This is a genomic window from Pandoraea capi (assembly GCF_902459735.1).
Classification (GTDB): Bacteria; Pseudomonadota; Gammaproteobacteria; order Burkholderiales; family Burkholderiaceae; genus Pandoraea; species Pandoraea capi.
The window spans coordinates 1-18,400 of sequence record NZ_CABPRV010000014.1 but is presented as its reverse complement, the minus strand read 5'-3'; the positions used below and the strand labels follow the sequence as shown (position 1 = coordinate 18,400).

The window sequence follows — 18,400 nt, the reverse complement described above, 5'->3', positions numbered from 1 at the left end:
GACAGTGACGAAACGGTGTCGGAAATCCACCGACGAAGCTCAGGCGGTTGTCACAAATGTGAACGCCTGGCGATGCCAGTTACCATCGTGGGAGGGGTGTAGGCAGGTACGCTGGGAGGTGGGTGGCGACGTCTGGACAGACGTCGCCGGAGGGTAAAACGTGGGCGTATATCAGGCGCGCATTACGTCGGCATCACGCCGCCGCTTTGACGACGTTCGCCAGATGCTGTGCGAAGCCGGATGCCTGCGACTCGTCGCGCGCCTCCACCATCACACGCAGCACCGGCTCGGTGCCCGACGCGCGAATCAGCACGCGGCCGGCATCGCCGAGCTTGGCCTCGATGGCCTCGCGCTCGGCGCTCAAACGCTTATCGGCCTGCCAGTCGTAACCGGCCGGCGTGCGCACGTTGATCATGTGCTGCGGGAACAGGCGCACCCCCTCGAGCAGCTTCGCGAGCGGCTTGTTGTCCGCGCGGCGAATGGCGGCGAGCACCTGAAGGGCCGAGACGATACCGTCTCCCGTGGTGTGCTTGTCCAGACACAGAATGTGACCGGACCCCTCGGCACCGATCTGCCAGCCGTGCTTGTACAGTTGCTCCAGCACGTAACGGTCGCCGACCTTGGCGCGCACGAACGGCACGCCCAATCCCTTGAGCGCGACTTCGACCGCCATATTGGTCATCAGCGTGCCCACGGCGCCCGCTACGCCGCCATTGTCCAGACGGTCCTTGACCAGCAGATACAGCAGTTCGTCGCCGTTATAGAGACGGCCTGCGCCGTCTACGATCTGAAGGCGGTCGGCATCGCCGTCGAGTGCTACGCCGAGGTCGGCGTGGTTGGCCCGCACGGCGCGCATGAGTGCGTCCGGGGCGGTGGCGCCGCAGTCTTCGTTGATGTTGAAGCCGTTGGGCTGATTGCCGATGGCAATGACTTCCGCACCCAGCTCGTGGAAGACATGCGGCGCGATATGGTAGGCCGCGCCATTGGCGCAATCGACCACGATCTTCATGCCACGCAGGTCGAAGTCATTCGGGAACGTGCTCTTGCAGAACTCGACATAACGACCCGCAGCATCGTCCAGACGACGCGCCTTGCCGAGTTGCTCGGAACGCACGCAGGTCATCGGATTTTCAAGCTCGGCTTCGATCGCCAGTTCGGTCTGGTCCGGCAGCTTGTTACCGTCTGCCGAGAAGAATTTGATGCCGTTGTCGTGGTACGGATTGTGCGATGCGCTGATCACAACGCCTGCGGCCAGACGCAATGCCCGGGTCAGGTAAGCGACCGCCGGCGTCGGCATCGGCCCGGCCAGCATGGTGTCGACGCCTGCTGCCGCGAAACCGGCTTCCAGTGCGGCTTCGAGCATATAACCCGAGACACGCGTATCCTTGCCGATCAATACCGTGGGACGCCCCAGCGTCTGATTGCCTGCCAGCACTCGTCCGGCCGCGTATCCCAGCCGCAGCACGAATTCCGGCGTAATGGGGCTCTCGCCCACCGTTCCGCGAATCCCATCGGTCCCAAAATAGCGTCGTTTCATCGTTGCATCGTTCCCAGTTGAAGCGTCGCGCCAGTTGACGTTCCGTGCGCGCGCACCCATTTATGCGTTCTTTGTCGTGCTTTGTGTGCCTTGGTGCTGCCTTCGTCTGCCTTTAGACGAGCTAGCCGCAGTCGCCGCAGAGCCGTATTCACCGCCTGGACTGCCTTGATCGCCTTGATCGGCCGCGGACGCCTTATTCGGCGTCCCGCACGGCCTGCCAGACCTTGAGCGCATCGACCGTCTCGGCGACGTCGTGCACCCGTACGATGGCCGCACCGCGCTGAGCGGCGCAGATCGCAGCCGCCACACTGGCCACCTGGCGCTCCTGCGGCGTCTGGCGTCCCGTGATTTCGCCAAGCATGCGCTTTCGCGACATGCCAACGAGCAGCGGCAGCCCATCGCGCGACAGCACCCGCAGGTGTTTGAGCAAGGCGAGATTATGAGCGAGATTCTTGCCAAAGCCGAATCCCGGATCGAGATACAGACGCGACGGCGCAACACCTGCGGCGAGCAGCGCGTCTACACGACCATCGAGGAAGGCGGCGACTTCGGTGACGACGTCCGTATAGATCGGCGCGCGCTGCATCGTCTTCGGGTCGTTCAGCATGTGCATGATGCACAGGGCGGCGTCGCTCTCGCGCACGGCATCGATCGCGCCCGGCTGCTGGAAGCCCCAGATGTCGTTGATCATGTCGGCCCCGGCAGCCAGCACAGCGCGCATCACACCGGGCTTGTAGGTGTCGACGGAGAGCGGCACGCCGCACTCGCGCAACGCTTCGACGATGGGAACGACGCGCTCCAGTTCAGCATCCTCCGGCAGCGCTTCCGCGCCCGGGCGGGTCGATTCGCCGCCGATATCGAGAATGTCTGCGCCGTCGGCAATCAGTTGCTCGGCGTGGCGCAGCGCCTCGTCACGCGCAACGTACTTCCCGCCGTCGGAAAACGAGTCGGGCGTCACATTCAGGATGCCCATGACGTGTACCCGACGGGCATCCAGCGTAAAGCGGGGACCGAGCGCCCAGGTATCGGGCGGTGCGGCAACGCCGGCAGCGCCCGCCGGCAAGACGATGTCGTCTGCCGGTGCGGCGCCGGGGGCGGAAGGAGGAAGGGATTGCGACTGCTCGGTGGACATTCGAAAGCTCGTAGCTCAGTAAGACCCATATGGCGGCCCGAGCGGGCAAGCCGGTCCGGGCGCGACGCGTCCGCGGTGATGGACGCCTTTATGGCCGTAATGTTACCGGAATCGACTGTCACATCGACCACGGAAACACTCCGTAACACGGAAATTCACGGTCGTGAACGAGATGGATTGCAGGACCTGAGCGCCGACCTTGAGCGTCCCGGTCGCGCCTCATCGCCCTGGAGTCGGGCCAGAAAGCAAAAAGGCCGGCAAGATGCCGGCCTTTCTGGGTGGCAGCCTCTCGGCTGCCTTGGCGTCCGTCAGACGGTCGCCGGGGTATTGCTGGGCTTGAGCGGCGGATTGCCACCCGAAGCGCCACCGTTCGTCGGGCCACCTTTCGGCGGGCGCGGCGGACGGTCTTCCATGATGTCGCCGATTTGCTCGCCGTCGATCGTTTCCCATTCCATCAGGGCTTCGGTCATCGACTCGACCTTCGAGCGGTTGTCTTCCAGCAGCTTCTTGGCCAGCGCGTACTGTTCGTCAAGAATACGGCGAACTTCCGTGTCGACCTTCTGTTGCGTCGCTTCCGACACCGACTTGGACGACATGCGACCGAACATCGAATCCTGTTCCGTGTCGACGTAGACCATCGGGCCCAGTGCATCCGACATACCGTAGCGGGTCACCATGTCACGCGCCAGCTTGGTAGCACGCTCGAAGTCGTTCGACGCGCCCGTCGACATCTTGTTGATGAACACCTCTTCCGCTGCACGGCCGCCGAACAGAATGGCGATCTGCGTGAGCATCGTGTCGCGGTATTCCGAGTACTTGTCGTGCTCCGGCAACTGCATCGTCAGGCCAAGTGCCCAACCACGCGGGATGATCGTCACCTTGTGCACCGGATCGGCGCCCGGCAGCAGCATTGCCACCACCGCGTGACCCGACTCGTGGTAAGCCGTAGCACGGCGCTCTTCGTCGCGCATGACTGCCGACTTGCGCTCCGGACCCATGAATATCTTGTCCTTCGCGTCTTCGAAATCGAGCATTTCGACGATGCGCTTGTTACGGCGCGCGGCGAACAATGCGGCTTCGTTCACGAGGTTCGCCAGATCGGCACCGGACATACCCGGCGTGCCGCGGGCGATGACCGAAGCGTCGACGTCGTTGGCGATCGGCACCTTGCGCAGGTGCACCTTCAGGATCTGTTCGCGGCCGCGGATATCCGGCAGACCGACGTACACCTGACGGTCGAAACGACCCGGACGCAGCAGCGCCTTGTCGAGCACGTCCGAGCGGTTGGTCGCGGCAATCACGATCACGCCCGAGTTGGCTTCGAAGCCGTCCATCTCGACCAGCATCTGGTTGAGCGTCTGCTCGCGTTCGTCGTTACCGCCGCCCATACCGGCGCCACGATGACGGCCGACCGCGTCGATTTCGTCGATGAACACGATACACGGCGACTGCTTCTTCGCGTTTTCGAACATGTCGCGCACACGGGCAGCGCCCACGCCGACGAACATTTCCACGAAGTCCGAACCCGAGATGCTGAAGAACGGCACCTTGGCTTCACCGGCAATGGCACGTGCGAGCAAGGTCTTACCGGTTCCCGGCGGGCCGACGAGCAGCACGCCACGGGGGATACGGCCGCCCAGCTTCTGGAATTTCTGAGGGTCTTTCAGGAAGTCGACCAGTTCGCCGACTTCATACTTGGCTTCGTCGCAGCCCGCGACGTCGGCAAAGGTAACCGGATTGGCATTCTCATCGATGAGGCGCGCGCGGGATTTACCGAAGGAGAAGGCACCGCCCTTACCCCCGCCCTGCATCTGTCGCATCATGTAGAACCAGAAGCCGATGATCAGCAACGTGGGTCCGAGATAGTAGAGGGCGGACATGAGCACGTTCGGTTCGTCGTCGGCCTTACCCGAGACCTGAACGCCGTACTTCATGAGATCGCCGACCATCCAGATGTCGCCGGGCGACACGATGGTGTATTTCTGGCCGTCGCTGGGCGTCACCTGAAGGCTGCGCCCCTGCACCACCACGTTCTTGATCTTGCCGTTCTTGGCATCGTCCATGAACTGGGAGTACGTCACGCCCTCCTGGACGTGCGGCTTGTCGAACTGTTTAAAAACAGTAAACAAGACCAGCGCGATGACTAACCACACCGCCGCTTTGGAAAACATATTATTGTTCAAAGCGTTGCTCCTTCATGAAATCGCTTCGCGCCAGGAATTCATTCTAATCCACTCGCAGGCGCACCGCTATAGTGATTCTCTACCGCCACCATAGCGCCAGTGCGCTGGTTTGACGGGCATCAAGCCGGATTTTTCAAACCCCGACCCAGAATGAACGTTTCGGAAGATTTGTCCCGCGACGCCTTTGGCTTGCGCGGCGCCACGGTTTTGAACTGGTGTTTGAATTTTTCGACAATCTGGCTATAGCCACTGCCGTGAAAACATTTGACCAGTAACGCTCCCTCCGGTTTCAGGTGTCGCTGTGCAAAATCCAGCGCCAGATCGCATAAATGCTCGATCCGCGCCGCATCGGCCGACGCCACACCGGACAAGTTGGGGGCCATATCGGAAACTACAAGGTCGACTTTGCGCCCGGCCACAATTTCTTCGAGTTGCTCGAGAACGCTGTCCTCCCGGAAGTCGCCCTGGAGGAAGTGGACGTCGGCTATCGGATCCATCGGCAGGATATCCAGCGCGATGATCGTGCCGTCGATACCGCCGTCGACACGCTTGCCCGCCGCCAGCTTGTTACGGGCGTACTGGCTCCAGCTGCCGGGCGTCGAGCCCAGGTCGACGATCACCTGGCCGGGCTTGATGAGCCGGTCCTGCTCGTCGATCTCCTTGAGCTTATAGGCTGCGCGGGCCCGATAGCCCTCGCGCTGCGCCATTTTGACGTAGGGATCGTTGATGTGATCGTGCAACCACGCGTGGTTGAAACGGTTTTTTGCCATAATTCTTCAAAAACACTGCGAATTTGCAGGATAATACGCCCTTGCGCGCCCAAAATCCCTTAGTCGGCCGGCGGTCGCTTCCGACGCTCCGGCCCGGGTTTGCGGGCGCATCCTAACTCGTTTGTCTCGTCTGTCTTCTATGCCCGCTTTGACCCTCACCCCAGCGCAACGCGCTGACTTGCGCTCTGCCGCCCATGCGCTGAATCCCGTCGTTCTGATCGGCGCCGACGGCTTGACGCCGGCGGTGCTCAAGGAAATCGACGGCGCCCTGAAGGCCCACGAACTGATCAAGGTGCGTGTGTTCGGCGACGAACGCGACGCGCGCGTGGCCATTTACGAATCCATCTGCGACCAGTTGGGTGCAGCGCCGGTGCAACACATCGGCAAGCTGCTCGTTCTGTATCGCGAGACGCCGGACGAAAAGCCGATGCCGGTTCGCGGCAAGTCCGGCGGCACCGGCGCCACGGTCAAGGGACGCGCACCGCGCACCGTGACGGTCGTCAAAAGCAGCACCAATGCCGGACGTCGCCCGACCGTCAAGAAAGTGACGGTTGCCGGCAACGAACGCATGACTGCCGGTGGCATCGTCAAGCGCGCCAAGAAGCGCCAGACCAGCGTCAAGCGCCAGCGTAACGACTGAGCCAGCGTAACGTCGAAGCCTGGACGAAGCCTGTCTAACGGCTGCGTCGCGAGCGGCGGCGGATGTCACACCATCCGCCAGCGCTCAAGAAAACGCGCCCTGACATTGTCGGGCGCGTTTTTTATTGGGCGAAGTCACGACGCTGGCTAATCACCCGCCGCCGCTACCGCTACCCCGTGCGGCATTTAGCCGCGCACCGGCTGACGCCAGATCAGCGCAATGCCGAGCAGACTTTGCAGCAGATAGATCCCGCTGGAAATGCCGTGAAGCATACCGAAGCGCGCCGCATAAGCCGATTGGCCGATATCGACGCCCGATGCTTCCGCCTGTTCCCGCAGCGACGCCATGAACGGCTGCAAGCCGAACGAGCTGATCAGCACGCAGACCATCATCGCCACCGCCAGCCAGCGCAGCACGCGATAGCTGCGAGCGGCCGAGGCATCGGCCGAGCGCGAAATCAGCGCCGTCGCCAGCCACACCAGCAGCACGCCACACACCAGACTGATCCAGGCTTGCGTGTGAAACAACCGTCCCGCAACCGTGCCGGCAACCATGCGTGACTCCAGCACGGCGAACAGCGTGGGGGCGACGATGTAGCCGATCGCCCACTGACTTCCGCACCAGACGGTCGCAATCAGACGGAACAGTCGTTCCAGCCGGGGCGCACCGCCGGCAGACGTCCCTTCAGACGTAGCGGACATCGATGATCTCGTACTCGCGCACGCCGCTCGGGGCCTGCACTTCGGCCACATCGCCTGCGTACTTACCGATCAATGCACGGGCAATCGGCGAGCTCACCGAAATCTTGCCGTGCTCCAGGTCAGCTTCGTCGTCGCCGACGATCTGATACTGCACCGTGCCGCCGTTCTCGAGGTCTTCGAGTTCCACGGTTGCGGCAAAGACCACACGACCTTCGGCGTCGAGCGCCGACGGGTCGATGATCTGTGCTGCCGAGAGCTTCGACTCGAGATCGAGGATGCGACCTTCGATGAAACCCTGTTTTTCCTTCGCGGCGTCGTACTCCGCGTTTTCCGACAGATCGCCCTGCGCACGGGCTTCAGCAATCGCAGTGATCACGTTCGGACGTTCGACGGTCTTCAGGCGGTGCAGCTCGTCCTTGAGCAGCTCAGCGCCTCGCTTGGTCAGAGGAATGGTACTCATGCGCGTTGTTCCGAAAGACAAAAAAATTGCCGCAGCTAAGCCGCATTCGCACTTTTTGCGAACGCCGCTCGACCGCGGCTGTGACACCTATGTTGCGCTAGTGTAGCAGAGTTGCCGACGCTGCCAACCGGAGGACCGGCCGCGCGGCGCTGTGCCACAGACGAAGCGCATTTCATACATGCTTAAAGCATTTGGCGCACCCGCCGGAGATCAGTTCCCCGGCGGACGCGCCATGATTTTGCGTTTTCCCCCGGAGCCGCCGTAACAGCCGGCCGCTCCGGGCGTACCGCATCAATCTACCGTCGACTTCGTCAAATTACGCCGGCAGTTGAGCGTGCAGCCCCTGAAGGTCGTAGACCTCAAGGTTTTGCAGATACTTCAGGCCTTCCACGGCGGCACGGGCACCCGAGATCGTCGTGTAATACGTGACCTTATGCGCCTGCGCCGACATACGGATCGAGCGCGAATCGGCGATCGCCGTGCGGGTTTCGTCCACGGTGGTGAACACCAGCGCGATCTCGCCGTTCTTGATCATGTCGACAATGTGCGGACGGCCGTCCTTCACCTTATTGACCACGCGCACCGGGATACCGGCCGCTTCGATGGCAGCCGCCGTGCCACGCGTCGCAACGATCGGGTAACCCAGCGCGTGCAGCATGCGAGCCACTTCGACCGCGCGCGGCTTGTCGGCATCCTTCACCGTGAGCAGCACCGTGCCCGAAGCCGGCAGACGCGAACCGGCAGCCAGTTGCGACTTGAAGAGCGCTTCGCCGAACGTACGGCCCACACCCATCACTTCGCCCGTCGAACGCATTTCCGGTCCGAGCACCGGGTCGACGCCCGGGAACTTCACGAACGGGAACACGGCTTCCTTGACGCTGTAGTACGGCGGCACGACTTCACTGTCCACGCCTTGCGACGTGAGCGACTGGCCGGCCATCGCACGGGCGGCGATCTTGGCGAGCTGGCGCCCCGTAGCCTTCGAGACGTACGGCACCGTACGCGACGCACGCGGATTCACTTCCAGCACGTAGATCGTGTCGACGCCATTGCCCTGCTGAATCGCGAACTGCACGTTCATCAGACCGACCACGTTCAGCGCCTTGGCCATTTCGGCCGTCTGACGCTTGAGTTCGGCAATCGTCTCGGCCGACAGCGAGTACGGCGGCAGCGAGCAAGCCGAGTCGCCCGAGTGGACGCCTGCCTGTTCGATGTGCTCCATCACGCCGCCGATGTAGACGTCCTTGCCGTCAGAAATACAGTCGACGTCGCACTCGATGGCGTCGTCCAGGAAGCGGTCGAGCAGCACGGGGCTGTCGTGGCTCACCTTGACGGCTTCGCGCATGTAGCGCTCGAGATCACGCGGCTCGTGAACGATTTCCATCGCACGGCCACCCAGCACGTACGACGGACGCACCACCAGCGGGTAACCGATTTCGGAGGCCAGCTTCAGGGCTTCGTCTTCGGCGCGGGCCGTACGGTTAGGCGGCTGACGCAGACCGAGGTCCTGCAGCAGCTTCTGGAAACGCTCGCGGTCTTCTGCGGCGTCGATCATGTCCGGGCTCGTGCCGATGATGGGCACGCCGTTCGCTTCGAGGTCGAGCGCGAGCTTCAGCGGCGTCTGACCGCCGTATTGCACGATCACGCCAACCGGCTTTTCCAGGTCGACGATTTCAAGCACGTCTTCGAGCGTCACCGGCTCGAAGTACAGACGATCCGACGTGTCGTAGTCCGTCGAGACGGTTTCCGGGTTGCAGTTGACCATGATGGTCTCGTACCCGTCTTCACGCAGCGCCAACGCCGCATGCACGCAGCAGTAGTCGAACTCGATACCCTGACCGATACGGTTCGGGCCGCCGCCGAGCACCATGATCTTCTTCTTGTCGGTCGGCTGGGCTTCGCACTCTTCCTCGTAGGTCGAGTACATGTAAGCCGTGTTCGTCGAGAATTCGGCAGCGCAGGTATCTACGCGCTTGTAGACCGGGCGCACCTTCTGGGCGATACGTGCACGGCGCACGGCGGTCTGATCGGTACCGAGCAGCTTGGCCAGACGGCGATCCGAGAAGCCGCTTTGCTTGAGGAAGCGGAGTTCTTCGGTCGTCAGGCTCTCCAGCGTACGGCCGCCGAGCGCCTTTTCCTTCTTGACGATCGCTTCGAGCTGCGCGAGGAACCACGGATCGATGGCGGTCTCGGCGTACACCTCTTCCAGGCTCATGCCCAGACGGAACGCGTCGCCCACGTACCAGATACGATCCGGGCCCGGCTCGCCGATTTCGGCCACGATCTCGTCGCGGTCGGTCGACTTTTCGTCCAGACCGTCCACACCGACTTCAAGACCGCGCATGGCCTTCTGGAACGATTCCTGGAACGTGCGGCCCATGGCCATCACTTCACCGACCGACTTCATCTGCGTGGTCAGGCGTGCATCGGCTTCGCGGAACTTCTCGAAGGCGAAACGCGGCACCTTGGTCACGACGTAGTCGATGGTCGGTTCGAACGAGGCCGGCGTCGCGCCACCGGTGATTTCGTTACGCAGCTCGTCGAGCGTGTAGCCGACGGCCAGCTTGGCCGCGACCTTCGCGATCGGGAAGCCAGTAGCCTTCGAGGCCAGTGCCGACGAACGCGACACACGCGGGTTCATTTCGATGACAACCATACGGCCGTCCTTCGGATTGATCGAGAACTGAACGTTCGAGCCGCCCGTTTCCACACCGATTTCGCGCAGAACCGCGAGCGATGCGTTACGCAGCAGCTGGTATTCCTTGTCCGTGAGCGTCTGTGCGGGCGCCACGGTGATCGAGTCGCCCGTGTGCACGCCCATCGGGTCGAGGTTTTCGATCGAGCAGACGATGATGCAGTTATCGGCGCGGTCGCGCACGACTTCCATCTCGAATTCCTTCCAGCCGAGCAGCGACTCTTCGATGAGGAGTTCGCGCGTGGGCGAGAGGTCGAGACCGCGCTTGCAGATCTCTTCGAACTCTTCGCGGTTGTAGGCGATACCACCGCCCGAGCCGCCCAGCGTGAACGACGGGCGGATCACCATCGGGTAACCGCTGCCGCCGATATCGGCCATGATCTGCGCCTGCACGGCGAGCGCTTCTTCCATCGAGTGGGCGATACCCGACTTGGCCGAACCGAGACCGATCTTGGTCATCGCGTCCTTGAACTTCTGACGGTCTTCGGCCTTGTCGATGGCTTCCGGCGATGCGCCGATCAGCTCGACCTTGTACTTGTCGAGCACGCCGTGACGATGCAGGTCCAGCGCGCAGTTCAGCGCGGTCTGGCCGCCCATCGTCGGGAGAATGGCATCCGGGCGCTCCTTGGCGATGATGCGCTCGACGACTTCCCAGGTAATCGGTTCGATGTAGGTCACATCGGCCGTATCCGGGTCGGTCATGATCGTGGCAGGGTTGCTGTTGATCAGGATGACCTTGTAGCCTTCCTCGCGCAGCGCCTTGCAGGCCTGTGCGCCGGAATAGTCGAACTCGCATGCCTGACCGATGATGATCGGGCCGGCGCCGATGATGAGGATGCTCTTGATGTCTGTGCGCTTTGGCATAACGTTCTCAACAAAAATTTAACTCAGCGTCGCCGTCGCGAGCTTCACACCGAAGCCGACGAACAACGCGCCCACGCCGCCGGTTGCCCCGGCGCTCAACCGGCGACGTTGCCGGAAGTGCTCGGCCAGGCGGTAACCGGCCAGGATCAGCGTGCTCAGATACAGGAAACTGCACGTCTGCACGATCACGCCCAGCACCGCGAACGACACGGCGGGATAGGCGTAGCCCGGATCGACGAACTGGATGAAAAACGACACGCAGAACAGGATCGCTTTCGGATTCAACAGGCTGATGAACAACGCTCGTTTGAACGGGTGATCCGCATCGACGTGCTTCGGCGCCAGCGCCGCTGCCTCCGGATTGGCTCGCGCGGCGCGTGCGTTGGCGATGGCCCCGCGCAGCATGTTCAGACCCATCCAGCACAGATAGGCGGCGCCAAGGTACTTCACCACGAAGAACAGCGCCGGCTGCGCGTGCAGCAACGACGCCACACCGGCCGCCGACAGCGTCATGAGGATGGTGTCGCCGAGGAACACGCCGCATGCGCCTGCATACCCCTGACGAACACCGCGCTGTGCGGCAACGGCCAGCACGTAGAGCGAGTTCGGTCCCGGCAGCAGAATGACCACCACGACCCCGGCCAGATAGGTCCAGAGGTTGAGGATGCCGATGGAGTTTCCGAGCATGATGCGCGTTCCCTTACCTGTTTCCTGATCTCGTCGTGCGACGGCTTACGCCGGCTGCTTCGCGTCGACCATCGACTGCACGAAGCGGTCGAACAGATAGCCGATGTCGTGCGGGCCGGGCGACGCTTCCGGGTGACCCTGGAAGCAGAATGCCGGACGGTCCGTCAGTTCGAAGCCTTGCAACGTGCCGTCGAACAGCGAGACGTGCGAGACGCGTGCGTTTTCCGGCAGGCTGTTCGCGTCCACTGCGAAACCGTGGTTCTGCGACGTGATGACGACACGGCCCGTCGAGAGGTCCTTCACCGGGTGGTTGGCACCGTGGTGACCGGTCTTCATCTTGAGCGTCTTTGCGCCGACGGCCAGACCCATGATCTGGTGGCCGAGGCAGATGCCGAAGGTCGGAATGCGGCGTTCGAGGAAGGTCTTCGTCGCGGCGATGGCGTAATCGCACGGCTCGGGGTCGCCGGGGCCGTTCGAGAGGAACACGCCGTCCGGATTCAGGGCGAACACGTCGTCGGCCGAGCTTTGGGCGGGCAGCACCGTGACCTTGCAGCCGCGTTCGGCGAGCATGCGCAGGATGTTGCGCTTGACGCCGTAGTCGAGCGCGACCACGTGGAACTTCGGATCCTTCTGCTCACCGTAGCCTTCGCCCAGACGCCATTCCGTCTGCGTCCACGAGTAGGTTTCCGTGGTGGAGACGACCTTGGCGAGGTCCATGCCGGCGAGGCCGGGGAACGATTGCGCGAGCGCGATCGCCTTGGCTTCGTCGGCTTCTTCACCGGCGAGGATGCAGCCGTTCTGGGCGCCCTTGTCACGCAGGATTCGGGTCAGACGGCGCGTGTCGATGCCGGCGATGGCGACAACGCCTTCGTCCTTCAGGTACTGCGACAGCGTCTTGTCGGCGCGGAAATTCGAGTCGAGGATCGGCAGATCCTTGATGATCAGGCCGGCGGCATGGACTTTCGTGGCTTCGACGTCTTCACCGTTGACGCCCGTGTTGCCGATGTGCGGATACGTCAGCGTGACGATCTGGCGCGCATAGCTCGGGTCGGTGAGGATTTCCTGATAGCCGGTAATGGCCGTGTTGAAGACCACTTCACCGATGGTGTGACCGGCAGCGCCGATGGCGTACCCACGAAAGACCGTGCCGTCAGCGAGCGCGAGAATGGCGGGTGGGAATGACGGCAGCACGGGAAACTCCTGAAGGGTTCACCCCTGCTGCCAGCCCCATCGTCCGCTAGCGATGACATCAGCGCGGGCACCGGAATTGCGCGGAATATGCGCACAGCGGATGCTCGGGCGGCGGACGAGATGTCAGGCGGGTAGGCGCTAGGGTGAGGGTTAAATGACTAAAACCTTCAAAGTATAGCGCATTTCCGGTTCATCTCAAAGCTGAACGTGTGGAGCACCAGTACGCTCTGCGTTCTCCCGAAGGGGAAGCCCGCCGGCAGACGGATACGCAGAGGGGATAGGGAAGTGAATGCCCGCCCGCTGGGCCGCCAGCACGATATGGCGCTCCATCGCGGCACCTGCGGCGGCACCGTCGCGGCGGCGCAAGGCGTCGAGGATCTCCAGATGTTCATGATAGGTGGAAAGCACCAGCTCACGCTGATAGAACGGCAGGCGCTGGCTCTCCATCACGATTTCGGTGCTGCCGCGCAGAATGTCGGCGATCGCCGCGTTCCCGGCCAGACCCACGATGCGCAGGTGGAACGCGAAGTCGAGTTGGGCGGCGGCATCGACATCGCCCTCGACCAGCGCGGACCTCATCGACTCCACGTTATCCGTGAGCCACTCGATCTCGGTGGCGCTGGCGGCGAGCGCGGCGAGGCGGGTCGCGAAGCCTTCGAGCGCGTAGCGCAACTGATACGTATCGGCGAGCGAAATCTGATCGGCGAAGCGCCATGCCACGCCGATGTGCGCCGATGCGTCGTTCACATAGACGCCCTTGCCGGGCCGGATGGCGACCATGCCGAGGGCTTCGAGCGTCGACAGGGCTTCACGCAGCGAGGCGCGGCTGATTGCCAGTTCCTCAGCGAGCTGGCGTTGCGAGGGCAGCATCGCGCCGGCCGGATAGACCTGACGTTCGATGCGCTCGCGAATCGTGGCGACGGCGGCGTCGGTTACGGCATGCGCCGAGTGCTTCATGGGGCCTCACAGGGAATGCGGGTATGCGTATTGCGCATTGTACGACGCCAAATTTCTCCTCACGCGAAGCCGCCGTCATCCGCCGGGAAAGCCCTATACATGGGGCACCTGCCGAGGCCCATGGCCCTTCCCGCCAGGCCCGCCACGCCCGTCAGGCCGTCGCCCCCCTCCTTTGCCCACCTACTCCTTAAACCGCCCTCACCCGATGGGCATGATGCTCCGGATGATCGCCAAGCAGACGGCGTACCACGCCGTTGGTCCAGCCGAAGCCGTCCTGCAGCGGGTACTCCCCGCCCCCACCGCCGCTGGCGCTCATCGCGTCGCTGGTGTGAAGCGAGTACTTTTCCACCAGCTTGCTCTCGCGGGCGTAGAGCGAGCCGACGGTAGAAAGCCAGCGATGGGCGATGTCGTTTGCCAGACGGTTCTCGCCGTACTTGCGCAGGCCATGAATGGCGATCCACTGCAACGGCGCCCAGCCGTTGGGCGGATCCCATTGCTGAAGACTCGACGCCTCGGTCGTACGCAATCCACCGGCGGCCAGCAGGCGCGTCGCCATCGTGCTTGCCGAGCGATGCGCCTGCTCGGGCGACGCGAGCCCTACGAACAATGGTGCAGCCAGCGCCGCCGACACCTGCGCACGCGGCACGCCGAGCTTCCAGTCGTAATCGAGAAAAGCGCCCTCGGCATCGGACCAGAGGTGACGGGTCATGGCGTCCCGCCTGGCCTGTGCGCGCTTTGCAAACGCCTGCGCCCCGTCCGCATCGCCACCGGCTTCACAAAGCCGGGCGATGTGGCGCTCGGTGGCATAGAGAAAGCTGTTCAGATCGACGGGCAGAATGGCGGTCGTACGGATCGACGACAGGTCGCTCGCGTCCTTGAGCCATCGCGAGCTGAAGTCCCAGCCGGACGCCGCGCCCGCACGCAAATCCCGGTAGACCTCGCCCGCAGCACGGTGCGGCGCTTCGAGTGCCGTCGTCACGTCTTCCAGATACCCTTCCTCGCGCGGCGTATCGCGTTCATCCCAATAGCGATTGAGGAGCGCGCCGTCGGGCAATCGCACGAGATGACGGTGAGCCTCACCGGGTTTGAGAAACGCCTCGCCCTCCATCCAGTAGTCGTACTCACGACGCAAATGCGGCAAATAGCGCAGCGCGCGCGCCACGCCATGCGACTCGAAAAGCTCGACCATCAGCCCGTACATCGGCGGCTGCGAGCGGCTCAGGTAATAGGTGCGGTTACCGTTCGGAATATGGCCGTAGGTGTCGATCAGAAACGAGAAATTGTCGGCCATGCTCACGAGCAGATCATGGCGACCGCTACGGGCCAGTCCGAGCATCGTGAAGTACGAATCCCAGTAGTAGAGTTCGTGAAAACGTCCGCCGGGCACCACATAGGCGCGCGGAAGCGGCAACAGCGAGCTATCGGCCGGATGCGCCTCCGGCTGGCGCGTGAGCACGTCCCACAGCCCATCGATATGCTCGACGAGCCCTTGCGACGGGTCGGCCACGTAGTGACTTGGCGGCGTGCGCTCCAGCGTGAAATAAGACGCCACGAATCGCGACAGATCGAAGCCGGGTTTGCCGGCATCTTCACGATAGCGGCGCAGTATCTCCTCTGGAGCGAGCAGCGGCGCGCAATCCACGAACGTCTTGCTGTCGGGAAAGACGCGTTGCGACTGCACTGCGACGAACAGTTCGCGATACCGATCATCCGGGGTCATGACGTCGGCGGGCGCCGAGTGCGCGACGTCGGGCGTCATACCGCCGGAGGCAAGTGTGCGTTGCGCCGTGTCCGTCATGGTCATTGCTCCGCGTAGTTCCACAGCAGGCCGCCATCGACGAACAGCGTCGTTCCCGTCACATAGCTCGCTTCCGGCGACGCGAGAAACAGCACGGCGTTGGCAACTTCGCTGGGATCGGCGAGGCGGGCGAGCGGGATATTTGCGACGAGCGCATCGAGTTGGGCCTTGTTCGCCAGCAGTTGCTGATTGATCGGCGTACCTACGGCCCCGGGTGCGACGTTATTCACCGTAATGCCGAGCGGTGCGAGTTCGATGGCGAGATTACGCATCATCATCTTCATGCCGCCTTTGCTCGCGCAATAGCTCGTGAAATGGGGGAACGGCAACTCCTCGTGTACCGAACTGACGTTCACGATCCGGCCGCCGCGCTTCGTATCGCGCAGGTGTTGCACGAAAGCTTGCGTGAGAAAGAACGTCCCTTTCAGATTGACGTTCATGACCAGGTCGTAATCGGCCTCCGTCACATCGAGAAATGATGCCCGGCGCTCCACACCCGCGTTATTGACGAGCACATCGACGCGCCCCATTTGCGCGACCGCCTGCTCGACGACCGCGCGGTCATCAGCAACACGCCCGACATCTCCGGCGATGACACAACCGTCGCTGCCGGCGGACCGAACGGCGTCGAGCGTCTGTTCGGCCATTGCGTTATCGAGCCGGTCTTCCACCACGATGCGCGCCCCCTCCTGCGCGAGGCGGATGGCAATGGCACGTCCGATTCCTTGAGCACTGCCGGTGACAAGTACCACCGTGTCCTTCATTCGCATGACGCCTCCCTGATAAACAAGCATTGGCGGATTCGGGGGCCTTGCGCGGCGTCACAGCGTTCATTTCCGTGCGCAATTTGACGGTCATGCCGACGCACGCCACAAGGCACCCAATGCCAATGCGACCCCGGGCAGGAAAGCGAAGTTCACGCGAATTTCAGTGGATTCACCTAGTAAAACAAGGACTTCCGCACGAATCCTCTGAAGCTCGCGGCGCCTGACAAGGGATCTCGTCACCCTAGGGATTCCCCTCAAAAGACAAATCTTGACCGGACTATATTGGCTTTCTAATATTCCCCATAACACCACTGGTCAGACCGGTATGACTTGTCAGCATACATTGTCCGATACGGGTGTTGGCAACTGAATGCCGTTGCCTTGCAAGGTCGCAGTTCCGCCGTACCGCCGTACAGAATCAGCCCCCGAGAGCCGTCCATTCGATTTAGAGATCGCGAAATCCGAGAGAGTGATTTGCGCAGGCAGAGGAGACAAACCATGCCCAAGCTGTTTCGTTCGTTGTTTGGCCGAGTCGTCATTGCGTTGATAGTGGGTGTAGCGCTTGGCATTTGGTTTCCGCAGTTGGGAGAGTCATTGCGTCCGTTGGGCGATGGCTTTCTGAAGCTCATCAAGATGGTGATCGGCCCGATCGTCTTCTGTGTGGTCGTGAGCGGTATGGCCAGCGCGGGCGATCTGCGCAAAGTTGGCCGTGTGGGTATCAAGGCCATTCTTTACTTCGAGATCATCACCACCTTCGCGCTGGTGATCGGTGCCGTGCTGGCGTGGGTGACGCGTCCGGGTGCGGGCATGAACATCGACATCCGCAGTCTCGACGCCAGTTCGATGGCGGCTTATGCCGAAAACGCCAAGAGCCTGAAAGACACGGCTGGCTTCCTGCTGAAGATCATTCCCGACACCATTACCGATGCGTTCGCCAAGGGCGACATCCTGCAAATTCTCGTGTTTTCCGTCATGTTCGGATGCGCGTTGGCGGCGTTGGGTGAGCGGGGGCGGCCGGTAGCGCGTTTCATCGAAGACCTGAGTCACGTCTTCTTCCGCGTGATGGCGTTCATCATCCGGCTCGCACCGTTGGGCGTGCTGGGGGCTGTAGCATTCACCACGGGCAAATACGGTGCGTCGTCGCTCAAACAACTGGGCTTGCTGGTCCTCGTGTTCTATCTGAGCTGCTTCGTCTTCGTCACTGTCGTGCTGGGTGGCGTGTTGCGGCTTGCGGGCTTCAACATCTTCAAGTTCATCAAATACTTCCGCGAAGAATTGTCGATCGTGCTGGGTACGGCGTCGTCCGACGCCGTGTTGCCCGCGATCATGCGCAAGCTGGAGTGGATGGGGATCAAGAAATCGACAGTTGGCCTCGTCGTACCGACGGGCTACTCCTTCAACCTCGATGGATTCTCCATCTATCTGACGCTGGCGGTCATCTTCATTGCGCAGGCGACCAATACCCCGTTGTCCATGCACGACCTGATCTTGGTGGTGCTTGTCTCGCTGCTCACATCCAAGGGTGCGCACGGCATTCCGGGATCGGCCATCGTTATCCTCGCGGCGACGCTGGCGGCCATTCCGGCCATCCCCGTGATTGGTCTTGTGCTGATTCTGCCGGTCGACTGGTTCGTTGGGATCGCGCGAGCCATCACGAACCTGCTGGGTAACTGTGTGGCGACGCTCGTTGTGGCCGCGTGGGAAAAAGACGTCGACTTTGCCCGAGCGCACAAAGTGCTCAACGGTGTACTGCCGTACGAACCGGTCTCGACTTCCGACGACAGCATCGAAGGCGCGGCCCCTGCCAATGCGGCACTGACGCGCTGAATCGCAAAACAGAGAGGATCACGAGAGAAATCGTGATCCTCGTGGCACAAACAAGCCTTTCCAGCCGACGCCGCGTATGACGGCGTCGGCGCCTTTATCTGGAGTCAAACGCAACATGGCCCTCGCCCCGCAAGACCCGAACGCACCGGAATTCGTGCGCCGTTACGTCAACCTGGCAGATCCGCGTCTGG

14 protein-coding genes are annotated in these 18,400 nt (G+C 62.4%); 2 read left to right on the top strand and 12 right to left on the bottom strand.

What is annotated here, in order from left to right; genetic code table 11:
- Nucleotides 1-193 precede the first annotated feature (193 nt).
- The 4 genes from glmM to PCA20602_RS22860 all read right to left on the bottom strand — a co-directional run bounded on the left by glmM (nucleotide 194) and on the right by PCA20602_RS22860 (nucleotide 5,622).
- Complete coding sequence (gene glmM / locus PCA20602_RS22875) at nucleotides 194-1,537, bottom strand: phosphoglucosamine mutase (RefSeq protein ID WP_150723155.1); 1,344 nt, start codon at nucleotides 1,535-1,537, stop codon at nucleotides 194-196.
- A gap of 193 nt (nucleotides 1,538-1,730) precedes the next feature.
- Nucleotides 1,731-2,510, bottom strand: coding sequence for a dihydropteroate synthase (gene folP / locus PCA20602_RS22870; protein ID WP_246182307.1), 780 nt, complete (start codon nucleotides 2,508-2,510; stop codon nucleotides 1,731-1,733).
- Between the two features lie 467 nt (nucleotides 2,511-2,977).
- Nucleotides 2,978-4,852 carry an ATP-dependent zinc metalloprotease FtsH gene (gene ftsH, locus PCA20602_RS22865; RefSeq protein WP_069344101.1) on the bottom strand — a complete coding sequence of 625 codons (1,875 nt, stop codon included), beginning with the start codon at nucleotides 4,850-4,852 and terminating at the stop codon, nucleotides 2,978-2,980.
- Nucleotides 4,853-4,971: 119 nt separating this feature from the next.
- A complete protein-coding gene (locus PCA20602_RS22860; protein WP_069344100.1) occupies nucleotides 4,972-5,622 on the bottom strand; it encodes an RlmE family RNA methyltransferase in 651 nt (216 codons plus the stop codon).
- A 139-nt stretch (nucleotides 5,623-5,761) separates the two neighbouring features.
- Between PCA20602_RS22860 and yhbY the strand changes: the two genes are divergently transcribed.
- Nucleotides 5,762-6,262 carry a ribosome assembly RNA-binding protein YhbY gene (gene yhbY, locus PCA20602_RS22855; protein WP_150723154.1) on the top strand — a complete coding sequence of 167 codons (501 nt, stop codon included), beginning with the start codon at nucleotides 5,762-5,764 and terminating at the stop codon, nucleotides 6,260-6,262.
- Nucleotides 6,263-6,447: 185 nt separating this feature from the next.
- Here yhbY and PCA20602_RS22850 read toward each other — a convergent pair whose 3' ends face one another.
- The 8 genes from PCA20602_RS22850 to PCA20602_RS22815 all read right to left on the bottom strand — a co-directional run bounded on the left by PCA20602_RS22850 (nucleotide 6,448) and on the right by PCA20602_RS22815 (nucleotide 16,385).
- On the bottom strand, nucleotides 6,448-6,963 hold the full coding sequence (locus PCA20602_RS22850; RefSeq protein ID WP_150723153.1) for a DUF4149 domain-containing protein: 516 nt from the start codon (nucleotides 6,961-6,963) through the stop codon (nucleotides 6,448-6,450).
- On the bottom strand, nucleotides 6,947-7,423 hold the full coding sequence (gene greA, locus PCA20602_RS22845; protein WP_069344097.1) for a transcription elongation factor GreA: 477 nt from the start codon (nucleotides 7,421-7,423) through the stop codon (nucleotides 6,947-6,949). Before greA ends, PCA20602_RS22850 begins: the two co-directional genes overlap by 17 nt.
- Nucleotides 7,424-7,739: 316 nt before the next feature.
- Entirely contained in the window at nucleotides 7,740-10,982 is a 3,243-nt protein-coding gene (carB, locus tag PCA20602_RS22840) for a carbamoyl-phosphate synthase large subunit (protein WP_150723152.1), read from the bottom strand.
- An 18-nt stretch (nucleotides 10,983-11,000) separates the two neighbouring features.
- Nucleotides 11,001-11,669 (bottom strand): leucine efflux protein LeuE, encoded by a 669-nt coding sequence (gene leuE / locus PCA20602_RS22835; RefSeq protein WP_069344095.1) that lies wholly within the window; start codon nucleotides 11,667-11,669, stop codon nucleotides 11,001-11,003.
- 45 nt (nucleotides 11,670-11,714) lie between these two features.
- Nucleotides 11,715-12,860, bottom strand: a complete 1,146-nt coding sequence (gene carA, locus PCA20602_RS22830) for a glutamine-hydrolyzing carbamoyl-phosphate synthase small subunit (protein ID WP_150723151.1) — start codon at nucleotides 12,858-12,860, stop codon at nucleotides 11,715-11,717.
- 195 nt (nucleotides 12,861-13,055) lie between these two features.
- Nucleotides 13,056-13,817: a FadR/GntR family transcriptional regulator gene (locus tag PCA20602_RS22825; protein WP_150723150.1), complete on the bottom strand. Its 762-nt coding sequence runs from the start codon at nucleotides 13,815-13,817 to the stop codon at nucleotides 13,056-13,058.
- Nucleotides 13,818-14,004: 187 nt separating this feature from the next.
- Nucleotides 14,005-15,621: an alpha,alpha-trehalase TreF gene (gene treF, locus PCA20602_RS22820; protein WP_150723149.1), complete on the bottom strand. Its 1,617-nt coding sequence runs from the start codon at nucleotides 15,619-15,621 to the stop codon at nucleotides 14,005-14,007.
- A complete protein-coding gene (locus PCA20602_RS22815; protein WP_150723148.1) occupies nucleotides 15,618-16,385 on the bottom strand; it encodes an SDR family NAD(P)-dependent oxidoreductase in 768 nt (255 codons plus the stop codon). The genes treF and PCA20602_RS22815 overlap by 4 nt, the downstream gene beginning before the upstream one ends.
- A gap of 495 nt (nucleotides 16,386-16,880) precedes the next feature.
- Between PCA20602_RS22815 and PCA20602_RS22810 the strand changes: the two genes are divergently transcribed.
- Nucleotides 16,881-18,209 carry a C4-dicarboxylate transporter DctA gene (locus PCA20602_RS22810; protein WP_150723147.1) on the top strand — a complete coding sequence of 443 codons (1,329 nt, stop codon included), beginning with the start codon at nucleotides 16,881-16,883 and terminating at the stop codon, nucleotides 18,207-18,209.
- Nucleotides 18,210-18,400: the final 191 nt, after the last annotated feature.